This is a genomic window from Nostoc sp., assembly GCF_036917675.1.
Lineage (GTDB): Bacteria > Cyanobacteriota > Cyanobacteriia > Cyanobacteriales > Nostocaceae > Nostoc.
Genome location: NZ_JBALCT010000046.1, coordinates 11,909 through 24,753 on the forward strand (window position 1 = coordinate 11,909; position 12,845 = coordinate 24,753).

Here is a 12,845-nt window from a genome sequence, read left to right on the forward strand (position 1 = left end):
TAAACGCATAACCACAGCTTAACAGTGTACCACTAATCTTAAATTCTAGCAGTTCATTATAGTAACGTCATGTTGGACAAACCTTTTGGAAGAAAATGTTTCAACTATACATCAATTGGTGTAGTTATGATCGGGCTTGCTGGAGTACCGATAGTCTGCACTTTTGCCCAGGCTCAGGAGACTAAGACTATCGAGACTAAGACTCTCACTCCGATCAAGCACGTCATTGTGATTATTGGTGAGAACCGAACCTTTGATCATGTCTTCGGTGCCTATCAACCGCGATCGGGTCAGACAGTATCTAATCTCTTATCCAAGGGTATTATCAATGCTAATGGTACGCCTGGACCGAACTTTCAAGCAGCAACTCAATACAAAGCTTCCGTCACCGATACCTTCTCGTTGAGTCCTGCTAACAGAAAACCCTATGCAACACTACCGCCGCCTAAAGCTGGTGGTGGACAAGTTGCAAGTGACACAAATCCGCCTCCCTTCAAGACCTTGGCTGCTGTCCAAGCTGCCAAACCTGCGCTGCTGCCGGAGGATTTCGGACTCCTACTTACCGGTGCAACTGGATTGTCGAGTGGTACTGTGGATACCCGAATTCGGAACGTGAATAACTTACGAAATGGACCTTTCCAACTGACGCCTGGTGTACCCTATGACGCCTATGCAGCTAGCCCTGTGCATCGCTTCTATCAGATGTGGCAGCAGGTGGATTGTGACATTAGCCATGCCAGTGCAGACAATCCCAGTGGCTGTCTTAAGGATCTTTTCCCTTGGGTTGAGGTGAGCGTCGGCGCAGGCAGCAATGGAAAGCCGTTTTCGACTTTCAGCGATCATGAGGGTGCCACCTCTATGGGCTTCTACAACGTCAATACCGGAGACATGCCATACTTCAAGTCTCTGGCTGACAATTATGCAATCAGCGACAACTACCATCAGCCCGTCATGGGTGGCACCGGCGCAAACTCAGTGATGATTGGTATTGGTGATGCCATTTGGTACAGCAATGGCAAAGGCAATCCAGCTACACCACCGCAAAATGAGATCGAGAATCCCAACCCGCAGCCTGGAACCAACAACTTCTACACACAGGATGGCTATTCTGGTGGCACTTACACTAATTGTTCTAACCCCAACCAGCCAGGGGTTAAACCTGTTTTGAATTATCTGAATTCCCTTCACTACAAACCAAAGTCCAACTGCGCGCCGAATACCTACTATCTCCTGAACAACTACGATCCTGGCTATTTTGGTAACGGAACCGTTAACAAGGGTGTCACTAACAGTGGCTTTGTGATCCCGCCGTCATCTGTTCGCACCATTGGTGATGCATTGTTGGAAAAGAATATTTCCTGGCGGTACTACGGTGAAGGTTGGAACCAATACGTTAAAAATCCAACCAGTAACACCAACGTCTATTGCAACATTTGCAACCCCTTCCAGTACGTGACCTCAATTATGACAAACGAGAAGGTACGGACGGAGCATTTAAAGGATACCACGGATCTAGATAACGATATTAACAACAATCAGCTGCCTGCGGTTTCCTTTCTTAAGCCCGGTGGTTTACTTGACGGTCATCCAGGTTCCTCAAAGTTTGATCTGTTTGAAGCTTTTACTAAGAAGATTATCAAAGAGGTTCAAAGCAAACCCAAACTCTGGAAGGACACAGCAATTCTGATCACAGTTGATGAGGGTGGTGGATATTACGATTCTGGCTACATTCAGCCCCTCGACTTCTTCGGGGATGGAACACGGATTCCTTTAATTGTGGTGTCGCCATACTCTCGCGGTGGTCGTGTTGTTCATACGTATTATGACCATGTTTCGATTCTGAAGTTTATCGAGAAGAATTGGAGACTGTCGCCACTCACCAATCGTAGTCGTGACAATCTACCCAATCCTCAGACTCGCCCCGCAAATGCTTATGCACCGATTAACGGTCCCGCGATCGGCGACTTGATAGATATGTTCAACTTCTCAAGATGACCATATTTACGGCGAGAACGACACTCTGGGTAGGGGTTTCGGTAAGGCAAGTAGAGCGCCGAATCACAACACAATTTTCAAATTAGATGTAACGCGATGTGCAACTTATTCTTAGAACCCCGCTTCCACTCCTCTCCCCCACAGGGAAAGAGGCTTTGATTCTTGCTCCCCAATGCTAGTAGGACTCATATTTGATTTTTGAAATACACGTAGGGTGCGTTAGCCTTTGGCTAACGCACCACTTCAGGTTTTAGGTGCCGTACTCTCGGCGATAACACTATTTTTAACAGAGAGCATTTAGTTATCAGAATAAGATAGTTGGCGATGTCTGACGACAAGCCGCTTTGCGTCTACGCTCGATGCAACTTTCTTTGTTAGGCTGTCTCGCCCTTTGCTGCTTGTGGCATTAACTCAATCAACGCCCTTAACACTTTGTTGACCGATTCTGCTGTGGTGAAAACCTGAGCCACATCTTCATCTAAGACCACAACTGTTAACTGTTGCGTTCCACTACGGGCAGCAAAGCGATTGGGCTTTGCCGAATGATAATCGAAGCGATACTCAGCCTGAAGCTCGTCGTCAGAATTTTGCGATTTTTCTTCATGTGTTTCGTTCATAATCTTCACGTTCCTTTCGAGTAGCTAGACGGGCGCTGATGATACGGATAGCATTGGAACGCTCAGTGAAGGAAATCAATAGCAAGAGATTTTGTTGAGAGTGATCAATAATGATTTCTCACTGCTCATCTATAGAGTGCGCTTGATCATCAAAGATGACTGCCAGAGAATTGCTGAAGACAGTTTTGGCTTCTTCAAAGCTGACACCGTGCTTCTTTAAATTTGCGGCTGCTTTTGATTTATCCCACTCGAACTCCATGACCAGATCATATCCGATTAGCTATACAGAGTTGCTAAAACTGCTCATCTGTAAGGTGAACGATTAGCTGTAGGTTTACCACAACTGTATTCATTGAATATTACTGCGATCGCTCTGGTTAAAAGTTTTCAGGATTAATAGAGTTTTTGCAAAAAAAACAAACCAGTAGTGCAGTATAATTTCCAGCCTTAAAACAAATTAGCCCCAAGCTCTAGCTTGAGGCTATCTTTTCAGTATTCTACATCAAGCAAGTGTTTTTTACTGTACAATAGTAATTAATCCCCTAAAAATTTTTTCTGGGGATTCAAACAAACCAAATACGAGGGAATAATGAACAAACACGTTATCGTGTCTTTTGCTTCCCTGCTTGTGTTGGCTTACATATCTTCCAATGTAGCCAAAACAGCAGCGCATACCGACTCCACTGCTAAATCCGTAATTACAGGAATTACACTCTTGAAACAAAAACGATAAAATGATTAGGCTACCGCAAATAGCTTTTTCATTCATTAAATCATTCAAGCTCGTGAATTATGAAGTTCACGGGCTTTTTTTATTTTCTTCTTATTTTTATTATAGCATCAAATAAAAAAAGTGACTTTTTACTTTTTAGTTAGATATATAAAATAAAGTCACTTTAAGCATGGGAATACGAGTCAAAATTTTGAAAGTAACTTAATTACATGGATTTTTATAAGTTTCAGAATTTTATTATAAAATATATTATAATATTTGCATTTTTATTTCATACATCCAACAAGATCCGCTATCAGACATAATCTGATCCCTAGCAAGTATACCCAAAATTAAAGCACCCCACCCCTAACCCCTCCCCGCAAGCGAGGAGGTGAACAATTGTACTAGCAAAAATCGGCTGGGGTCGGAAATTGGCCATGATTGATTAATAATGAGTTGCGGACTTGCGATGATGCACGGCTGTGATGCCATCATTATCTAACAATTTCCCACTCTCAACAGTTGCATAAACCAACCAATGATCGCCAGATTCCATCCGGTTTTGTACGGAACATTCGAGATATGCTAGCGCATCGGTAAGTATGGGAGAACCGCTTTCAGTTTCTTGGACGTCCACATCAGCAAATCGATCTTCTCCTGGTCCGAACGGTTTGAGGAAGTGTTTCATCAATCCCAAATGATTGCCTTCTTTGAGGATGTTGAGGACAAATTTGTTGCCTGTATGCGTCAGTGTTTCTACTGCGCGTTCTTTGGCTACAGCTATGGTTAAACCAGGGGGACTAAAGCTAGCCTGAGCCACCCAAGAGGCTAACATGGCACTGGAACGATCGCCTTCTTTTGCTGTGAGAACACAAAGAGAACCGACAATCCGACCAACTGCTTGTTCTACACTTGTTGCAGGTTGACTTGGCGATAGCGAAGCGCTGCTGCGAAACGCAGATCGCACTTTTCTAGCTTTTTTCAGTGCTTGAGCAAAATCGGTTCCAGCTTCTTCACACAATTGTAAAGTAGCATCGTTAGGTTTGAATTTTACGCGGATGGTGTCAAAACCAAACCGATAGCCAGCATCTTTTAATTTACCCTCAATTAAATCAACCGCTTCCCCACTCCAGCCAAAGGAACCAAAAACACCAGCGAGTTTATTATTAGTAGCGGTGGATAGTACAATTCCTAAAGCTGTTTGTACGGGTGTGGGTGCATGACCGCCAAGAGTAGGTGAACCGATGACAAAGCCAGCAGATTTTTCGACAGCAAGCCGGATTTCTTCTGGTTCAGTGAATTCGCAGTTAATCGATTCTACGGCAACACCAGCTTTTGTGATCCCACGAGCGATCGCTTGAGCCAATGTAGCTGTATTCCCGTAAGCTGATGCATAAATTAACGCTACTGTCAAGTCAGCAGATGTTTGCTGTTGACTCCATTCCCGATAAGCTTTGGTCAGTTCGATTAAGCCATCGCGTACCAAAGGCCCGTGTCCATTGGCATACATTCGCACGGGAAAATCGGCAAGTTTATCTAGCGCTGTTTCAACTTGACGGGCGTGGGGAGCCATGAGGCAATCAAAATAATAGCGACGATCTTCGTTATATATTTCCCAGCCTTCATCAAATACCTGATCACCACAAACATGCGCCCCAAATAACTTATCTGTGTATAGAATTTCTGTTTGGGGATCGTAGGTGCAAAGTTGATCTGCATAGCGGGGATTCGGAGTGGGAATAAATTGTAAATTATGCCCATTACCCAAATCTAGAGTTTCTTCTCCCCGCATGACAATAATTTGCAAATCTGGATTTTCCAGCGCCGCACGTAAATTTATCGCCCCTGGATTAGAACAAACAAAAGTAATTTGCGGAGCAATTTCCAACAAAGCTTTTAAAGTTATAGCCCGGTTAGGATTTACGTGTCCCAAAATTACATAATCTAACTCTTCGAGATGGAAACGCTGCTGCAACGCTTCTAAATATATTTGCGTAAACGTTTCGCCTGGAGGATCGATAATTGCGGTTTTATCGCTTTCGATTAAATAAGAATTAGCAGTTGTACCCTTAGCAAGAGCATATTCAATTTCAAATCTGAGCCTTGACCAACTGCGCGATCGCAGTATTCTTGTATCTGTAGCTATTGGGTAAACTTGAACATCACGGGGTTTATTTTTTAACATGGGGAGTGGGGAGTAGGGAGTGGGGAGTAGGGAGTGGGGAGTGGGGAATAATATCATGTCCCCTTGATTACTTATTAAACCCGAAGAACCCCACCCCGCCAAAGCTATGCTTTGTCTTCCCTCCCGAAGAGCGAGGAGGGGTTGGGGGTGGGGTTGTTTTATTATGGGTAATTTGGCGGACATGATATTAAGAAGTAGGAATCACCACTTCCTATTCGCTTTTTTAATAATGCTTTCCGACATAAATTTTAGGGTAATGGGGGATCAGAAGTAGGAAACACCACTCCCTACTCCCTACTCCCCATTCCCTCTCTTAATAATGATTACCGACTTTGCGGTGATGCACAGCAGTCAAAGCATCTGGCTTAGAAACCCGTCCGGCGTAGACGGTGCTGTATACTGCCCAATGGTCGCCGCAGTCCATTCTACTGACGACTTCGCACTCCATGTAGGCGAGAGCGTCGTTGAGGATGGGGGCACCATTTTGGGCTGGCTGGGTTCTCACATTTTCAAAGCGATCTGCGCCAGGGGCAAACCGTTTCAAAAAGTGCTTCATTAGTGGTTGGAAATTGCCTTCTTCTAAGATGTTAAGAACAAAGCGATCGCCTACTTGCATCAGTGATTCAATTGCCCGATCTTTGGCGACTGCAATGGAAAATCCCAAGGGTTTGAAGCTGGCTTGATTCACCCACGAGGCTAGCATGGCACTGGATACATCACCTTTTTTAGCAGTAATAATATACAATCCGCCGCTAAGTCTACCCAGTGCTTTATCTAAGTCAGCACCGAGAGATTTCATGGTTTTGATACTGCGATCGCGTGTTACCCATTGAGCTAAGTCTGTACCCGCTTCTTCACACAGCTTGTAAGTGTTTTCTGTGGGCGTTTGTTTAATCCGAATCGCTGGAAAAACTGTTGTCAAACCCAAATTGCGGAATTTACTCAGCAAAGGATCTATCGGCTCATCATCGCCACCACCGGTTTCAAACACGCCAATAGCTTGCTTTTCTTTGGCTGATCCTAAAAGTGTGCTGAGTGCAGCTTGGATGCTAGCAGCGCCAGAAGCTGGAGGTAGACCAACAACTATGCCAGCACAACGGCTAACTAGCTCACGCAGTTCTTGTAAATCGACTTCAGATCCCAAATCGACAATTTCCACAGCGACACCAGTTTTACCGATACCGTTGGCAATTGCACCCGCGAGGCGATCGCTATATCCGTATTCGGAAACGTAAAATATCCCAATTGTTGTTTCTACCTTAGTTTGTGTTTGGCTCCAAGTGCGGTAACGTCCAGTTAGTTCCTCAACATTATGGGATAATAATGGTCCGTGTCCTGTGGCAATCATACTAATGGTTTTTAGTTCCGCCATCCGCTTCAGGGCAGACAAAACTGACCGTGCATTTGGACCCATCAAGCAATCGTAATAGTAATGAAAGTCTGCTTCGATCGCCGCCAAATCATCATCAAAGGTGCTATCTGTGCAATAGTGCAACCCAAAAGCATCACAGGTATAAAGAATTTTGGTTTTGTGGTCAAAGCTGAAGATGGTATCCGGCCAGTGTAAATTTGGAGCAATCACGAATTCAAATTCGTGACCATTGCCCAAATCTAAGCGATCGCCATTTTTCACAATCCGCCGTTTGAATGGCTGATGTACGAAATCTTCAAGAAACTGAATCGCCACCTTAGAACCGACAACGGTAATTTCTGGAGCCATTTGCAGCAAATCTTTAACTAAACCGCTATGGTCTGGCTCGGTATGGCTGATAATCAAATAATCAATATCTGTTGGCTTGATTAGCCCGGTGAGCGTATCAAAATATAGCTGACGAAACTTTTCGTGGGAGGTATCAACTAAGGCAGTCTGCTCCCCACGGATCAGAAATGAGTTATAAGTGGTACCGTTTTGCAGACCAAACTCAATATCGAAGCGATCGCGATCCCAATCTAAAGAGCGAATAGCCGTCGTCTCTTGAGCGATGTCCACAGTCTGTATGGTCAGCCGTTTTTCAGTTTTTTCGGTGAGCGCTACCATAACTCCCTCCTTGACACAATGAGTATTTGTTCCTCTAAGTTTATTGTTACACGCCTTGAATGTTAATTTTTATTAAAAATCCTATGACTGACTTAAAAAAGTTAAAAGTGTGAAACCGCAGAGGCACAGAGAGGAAATTTGGCTAGCGTTGGAAATTGGAAATTCTCGGCTGCATTGGGCATTGTTTATTGGCGAGACGCTTTATTCAACTTGGGATACTGACTATCTTCCTGAGTCTGTTATACAACAGTTGGCTGAATGTCAAACCCTGAATGATTTACTAGAGAAAATTTTTCCAGAAGGTGAATCTCTAACAAACACTCTGCCCCTCTGCCCTCTCCTCATCGCCTCCGTAGTTCCCAGCCAAACTGCTATTTGGCAAATTTACCTAAATACTCGCATTATTACTTTAGACCAAATACCACTAAAAGGTGTCTATCCCTCACTCGGAATTGATCGCGCTTTAGCTTTGTGGGGTGCGGGGAAAACGTGGGGTTTTCCAATGTTGGTGATTGATGCAGGAACAGCGCTAACTTTTACGGCTGCGGATGCTAATCAGTGTCTGATTGGAGGTGCAATTTTGCCAGGAATAGGCTTGCAATTTGGAACTCTAGGTCAACAAACAGGACAATTACCATTTGTAGAAATACAAGATTTTCAGTCTTTACCACCACGTTTTGCACTCAATACTACAGAGGCTATTCAAAGCGGTGTCATTTACACTGTCTTAGCTGGGATTAAAGATTTTCTTGAGGCGTGGTGGGATTTATTTCCTTATGGGAAGATTGCGATTAAAGGAGGCGATCGCACTTTATTAATTAACTATTTGCAAGCCTTATATCCTGAAATCACGGTGTCTTTAATTGTGGAACCGAATTTAATATTTTGGGGAATGCGAGAAATAAAAATGGGGAATAGGTAATATATAGCAATCCTAAATCATTCGTGAGAAGTTAGATCCCGACAACTTTTACGAAGTCGGGGATCTGGATACCGAGAATTTTTACAAATCATATAGGATTGCCTTAACAAACTTAGTCAAATTTGTCTCATACCACTGACTCCTGAAACGATGCGAAAAGTAGCCGAACTATGATCATGGGTCAGAAACCAGGGGAAGCCTAGGGCAAGTAATGACAGCTTGGATGGTGATGTAATTCTTGCATCTCAAGCAATTCTCCAATTGAAGAGTTTTAATCAGGTCATAGTTATGACAACAAACTTGAAACACATATCACGGTTTGAGAGCTAAGGAATATGTGTAGTGGATTGGCAGCAAACTCTGAATGAGCTAGTTTAATTCATTGAAATTATGGCTTTTTAAGATACTTTTAATAAACTCCCGAATCTCGATCGCCACAACCCCAGCAGAAGATTCTGGTAAATCGTTTCCAGCATGGGCAATCATTTTCAACTCAACCTTCGGCATCAGTTGAGCATAAACGCGGCTTTTGGCTAAAGCATCGGGTGTATCTTGACCACCTTGTAAAATCAAAACTGGGACATCTATCATGTAAAGCTGCTTTTGCAGTAATTCCGCCTCAATTTCTGCTTGTCGTCTTTTGAAAAGTAATTGACAACCTATGGGATACGGGAATAGCACCTGACGCAGCTGCAAATCCTGGGCAATTTTTTCATGCCAACCGAAGATTTTAGTTAAGGGAGTTAGCGATCGCAACAATTTTACTATTACTGGTGGATAGCTCAGTAATCGCCGCATCTTTCGGCAATGCTGTTCTTGTCCTGCTATCTCTACACCCTCTGGTGCTAGCAGTACCAGACCATTAACTTTCTCTGGATACTTTAAAGCATAGCTAGCAGCAATCCAACCCCCAAGAGAATGCCCTACTAAGAATACTTTTTCTAGCTTGACAGCTTGCAGGAATTCAGCTAAACACTCTACTTGTAAATCTATCGAATGGTGGATATTCGGATTCTCTGATTCACCAAACCCTAACAAATCAGGTGCGAAGCAATGGAAATCTTGTGCAAGGGACTTCATCACAGATAACCATTGACTGCTCTCATTCCAAGCACCATGTAAAAAAATTATAGAAGTTTTTTCACCGACTTCACGCCAGAATATCAGCCCTTGAGAGAGCTTTCTGCGGGAGTTACGGAATAGTGTATCCATTTTAATTTAGTAGTTAACTTTCAGCACCATAATAAATAGTCATTAGTCATTAGCATCTAACGAAAAACAAATGACTAATAACAAAATATTATTATGCCAATGTTGTCAAGCCCATCAAGTAGTCTTGCAACTGCCGAGTATGATCGTGAGACATCAGTCCTGAAGGTAGGAAATTGGGGCAGAAAGCTTGGATTTCCATGACTTCCAAAGTATCTTGAATCTCCATTGTCCCATGCACCTCGGCTTCAACCACAATACAAATTGAATGGATTCTGGGATCGCGGTCTGGTGCGGAGTAAACTCCTACCAAACGATTAATTTTCACCAATTCTAGCCCGGTTTCCTCCATCAATTCTCGGCGGACTGTGTTGGGAATATCTTCTCCCCAATCCACCATACCTCCAGGCAATGCCCAAAGACCATCATCACGTCGCCGAATCAGTACTATCCGACCATCGGGTAAAATTGGAATGATACTAGTGCCAGTAATGGGATGACGAAATATGATACCCAATACTGTTTGTCCAATACGCCATAAGCTACGTGTGGACTGGACAGCTGCCGGAAAAAAAGCAATAACGTTCAATCTTCAAAATTTATGTATTGTATTCTATGCTTCTCTACCACTTACATAGACTCAACTAATAAAAATTTTATTGAGTTTTGTTTTATACAAAGATGTTTATGGTTTGAGATTTTATTCTCACGATTTACGTAGAATATTATTAATTCTAACATCAAGTTTCAATAGAAGCACTGTATTCATCTATACATAATATTTTTTAATCACAAAAATATTATGTTTATAACTAACATTAGCCTTGCCCAAATCAGTATCACTAATAGTTTTTCAGACACATTAGAAAAACTAATCTGAATAATTAAGTTAGAATCCAAAATTAAGAATTCACAAGAGAAAATTAAGCGGGGTTTGAGACTGCCACCTAATTATTGATAATATTGATTGGTTTATTCCAAGAACAACAACTAGTTAGCTAAGTGGGTGGAAATAAATAAGCAAGATTATGTAAACAAAGGTTAAGGAAGAAATTACGATGATGCTACGCGCCATCGGCACCCACAATCTGTTTACTTTTTTCCACCCACTTAATTTACATCTCTTTAACGTATTCAAATCTAAGAAAAAGTATTTTTCGTCTAGCTGGTGGGGATAATTCTAAATTTTTATTGACATAACAAGATTTAATGCGGTAGACTAGTACATTGTTTAAAGCGTATTAAATGCTGCACTAGGCTACAAGTATATCAATAACATTGGTAGCTGATATTGCCTATGTGATGCCTAGTTGCTACTTTTTTGTTGTTTATTTAATGAGGTGAACATGGCCAAGCGCCGTAACCCGAAAAAAGAAAAGGCGCTACGGAACCAGGCGTATGCCAGAAAGTTTCGTAAACGGACTACGACAGGAAGAATGCAGAGAAGATTCCAACAACGCCCACCGAAGAGTGAAGAAGAAGAAGGCGCAGCAACAGCAGCTGACACTGACTAAGCTGTCTGCTTAAATCCTTTTTAATTTAGATTATTTATTTTTTGGGACTTCCAAATAAAAAAATACTCAAGTACTTCTTGTGGGATGGGCGTCTCACCCACCCGTAGCCAAAGGCGGGCAGGATGCCCACCCCACAAGATAGATAATTTATTTCTTGGAAATCCCTTTAGGGCGTACAAATAAATGTGCGTCCTTATTTATTACTCGACAGCGATTTGAGCGCGGGCGGCTATGAGTGCTTTGCTTACCTGTACAAAGCCAGTACCACCGTAACTATTGCGGGCTGCCACAACTTGACGGGGGGATATCGCCTCATAAATATCTGCTGCAAATGCCGGATGTAGTTGTTGCCACTCTGACAATTTCAAATCTTTCAGGAGTTTACCTGCGGCAATACTAGTTTTTACCACTTTACCTACAAGGTTATACGCTTCTCGGAAAGGGACGCCCCGTGCTGCCAGATAATCTGCTACATCGGTAGCATTGGAAAAATCTTCCGTCACGGCTTGGGCCAAGCGCTGGGTACGAAATTCTAAGCCTTCCCTGAGCAAAATTGTCATCGCTTCTAGAGAAGCTTTGACTGTGTTAACGCTATCAAATAGACCTTCTTTATCTTCTTGCAGGTCTTTGTTATATGCCAAGGGTAGCCCCTTCATAATCACTAACATCGCCTGGAGATGACCGAATACACGCCCTGTTTTCCCCCGCACCAATTCTGGTACATCGGGGTTTTTCTTTTGGGGCATGATACTGGAACCCGTAGCACAGCTATCTTTAAGGGTGATAAAGCGAAATTCTTCGGTTGACCAAAGAATGACTTCTTCTGCAAGGCGGCTGAGGTGAACCATAATCAAGCTAGCAGCAGACAAGAATTCGATCGCAAAATCGCGATCGCTGACTCCATCAAGGCTATTAGCATAAATCTCGTCAAAATTCAAGAGTTTGGCTGTGTAGTGGCGATCGATGGGGAAAGTAGTTCCCGCCAAAGCACCACATCCCAAAGGTGAGATATTGACGCGGCGAGAAACATCTCCTAAGCGTTCCCAGTCGCGTTGGGCCATTTGAAAGTATGCCAAGAGGTGGTGAGCTAAACTCAGGGGTTGGGCGCGTTGTAGGTGAGTATAGCCAGGAATCAGGGTTTCAACGTGCTTTTCGGCTATATCCAGTAAAACACCTTGAAATTCTCGCAATTCGCTTTTGATTTGTTGGATTTGGTCGCGCAGGTAGAGTCTGGTATCAGTACCAACTTGGTCATTACGCGATCGCGCCGTATGCAGCTTTTTACCCACATCGCCGACAATTTCTGTCAGTCGTCGTTCAACTGCAAAATGTACATCTTCAGCATCGACACCAGGCTGAAATGTACCCTGGCGGTACTCTTGGCGAATTTGTTCTAAACCGCCAACCAGTTGCTCTCCTTCTTCTTTTGAGATAATGCCAGTGTGAGCAAGCATTTTGGCATGAGCTTGAGAACCAGTCAGGTCATATTCTATTAATTCAATATCAAAACCTATACTGGCATTAAAACGGGCGATCGCCGGATGCAACCCTGATTCAAATCGCGGACTCCAATTTTCTTCTTTGGTCATAAATTATCAAAAGAGTGGAGGGAGAGTTAAGAGTTAGGAGTTATGAATTTTTCCTCCTAAC

General features: G+C 43.1%; 10 protein-coding genes and 1 pseudogene. 4 read left to right on the plus strand and 7 right to left on the minus strand.

All coding sequences use genetic code 11. From position 1 onward, the window contains the following. The first annotated feature begins 69 nt into the window (after window positions 1-69). Window positions 70-1,995, plus strand: a complete 1,926-nt coding sequence (locus V7K31_RS15835) for an alkaline phosphatase family protein (RefSeq protein ID WP_442941294.1) — start codon at window positions 70-72, stop codon at window positions 1,993-1,995. Window positions 1,996-2,369: 374 nt separating this feature from the next. On the opposite strand, the gene V7K31_RS15840 is transcribed toward V7K31_RS15835, so the two are convergent. The 4 genes from V7K31_RS15840 to V7K31_RS15855 form a co-directional block, all read right to left on the minus strand. Beyond that, complete coding sequence (locus tag V7K31_RS15840) at window positions 2,370-2,612, minus strand: hypothetical protein (RefSeq protein ID WP_335095262.1); 243 nt, start codon at window positions 2,610-2,612, stop codon at window positions 2,370-2,372. Between the two features lie 118 nt (window positions 2,613-2,730). After that, window positions 2,731-2,871, minus strand: coding sequence for a BrnT family toxin (locus V7K31_RS31895; protein WP_442941295.1), 141 nt, complete (start codon window positions 2,869-2,871; stop codon window positions 2,731-2,733). Window positions 2,872-3,772: 901 nt separating this feature from the next. Further along, window positions 3,773-5,512, minus strand: a complete 1,740-nt coding sequence (locus V7K31_RS15850; RefSeq protein WP_335095264.1) for a diflavin flavoprotein — start codon at window positions 5,510-5,512, stop codon at window positions 3,773-3,775. A 313-nt stretch (window positions 5,513-5,825) separates the two neighbouring features. Next, window positions 5,826-7,550: a diflavin flavoprotein gene (locus V7K31_RS15855; protein WP_335095266.1), complete on the minus strand. Its 1,725-nt coding sequence runs from the start codon at window positions 7,548-7,550 to the stop codon at window positions 5,826-5,828. A 109-nt stretch (window positions 7,551-7,659) separates the two neighbouring features. Here V7K31_RS15855 and V7K31_RS15860 point away from each other — a divergent pair, with 109 nt between their 5' ends. Beyond that, window positions 7,660-8,472, plus strand: coding sequence for a pantothenate kinase (locus V7K31_RS15860; protein WP_335095267.1), 813 nt, complete (start codon window positions 7,660-7,662; stop codon window positions 8,470-8,472). Between the two features lie 102 nt (window positions 8,473-8,574). Further along, a pseudogene (locus V7K31_RS31900) lies at window positions 8,575-8,802 on the plus strand (hypothetical protein); the annotation flags it as partial. 39 nt (window positions 8,803-8,841) lie between these two features. On the opposite strand, the gene V7K31_RS15865 reads toward V7K31_RS31900, so the two are convergent. Continuing rightward, window positions 8,842-9,684 carry an alpha/beta fold hydrolase gene (locus V7K31_RS15865; RefSeq protein WP_335095268.1) on the minus strand — a complete coding sequence of 281 codons (843 nt, stop codon included), beginning with the start codon at window positions 9,682-9,684 and terminating at the stop codon, window positions 8,842-8,844. A gap of 91 nt (window positions 9,685-9,775) precedes the next feature. Continuing rightward, window positions 9,776-10,270: an NUDIX hydrolase gene (locus V7K31_RS15870; RefSeq protein WP_335095269.1), complete on the minus strand. Its 495-nt coding sequence runs from the start codon at window positions 10,268-10,270 to the stop codon at window positions 9,776-9,778. Between the two features lie 757 nt (window positions 10,271-11,027). Here V7K31_RS15870 and V7K31_RS15875 point away from each other — a divergent pair. Next, on the plus strand, window positions 11,028-11,195 hold the full coding sequence (locus V7K31_RS15875; RefSeq protein ID WP_012412073.1) for a hypothetical protein: 168 nt from the start codon (window positions 11,028-11,030) through the stop codon (window positions 11,193-11,195). A 200-nt stretch (window positions 11,196-11,395) separates the two neighbouring features. Here V7K31_RS15875 and argH read toward each other — a convergent pair whose 3' ends face one another. Beyond that, window positions 11,396-12,784, minus strand: a complete 1,389-nt coding sequence (gene argH, locus V7K31_RS15880) for an argininosuccinate lyase (RefSeq protein WP_335095270.1) — start codon at window positions 12,782-12,784, stop codon at window positions 11,396-11,398. Window positions 12,785-12,845: the final 61 nt, after the last annotated feature.

What these genes read in the sequence shown, in the direction of transcription:
- V7K31_RS15875 (WP_012412073.1), top strand. Translation starts at nt 11,028, where the DNA reads ATGGCCAAGCGCCGTAACCCGAAAAAAGAAAAGGCGCTACGGAACCAG.
- V7K31_RS15865 (WP_335095268.1), bottom strand. Translation starts at nt 9,684, where the DNA reads ATGGATACACTATTCCGTAACTCCCGCAGAAAGCTCTCTCAAGGGCTG.
- V7K31_RS15855 (WP_335095266.1), bottom strand. Translation starts at nt 7,550, where the DNA reads ATGGTAGCGCTCACCGAAAAAACTGAAAAACGGCTGACCATACAGACT.
- V7K31_RS15835 (WP_442941294.1), top strand. Translation starts at nt 70, where the DNA reads ATGTTGGACAAACCTTTTGGAAGAAAATGTTTCAACTATACATCAATT.
- V7K31_RS15850 (WP_335095264.1), bottom strand. Translation starts at nt 5,512, where the DNA reads ATGTTAAAAAATAAACCCCGTGATGTTCAAGTTTACCCAATAGCTACA.
- V7K31_RS15840 (WP_335095262.1), bottom strand. Translation starts at nt 2,612, where the DNA reads ATGAACGAAACACATGAAGAAAAATCGCAAAATTCTGACGACGAGCTT.
- V7K31_RS31895 (WP_442941295.1), bottom strand. Translation starts at nt 2,871, where the DNA reads ATGGAGTTCGAGTGGGATAAATCAAAAGCAGCCGCAAATTTAAAGAAG.
- argH (WP_335095270.1), bottom strand. Translation starts at nt 12,784, where the DNA reads ATGACCAAAGAAGAAAATTGGAGTCCGCGATTTGAATCAGGGTTGCAT.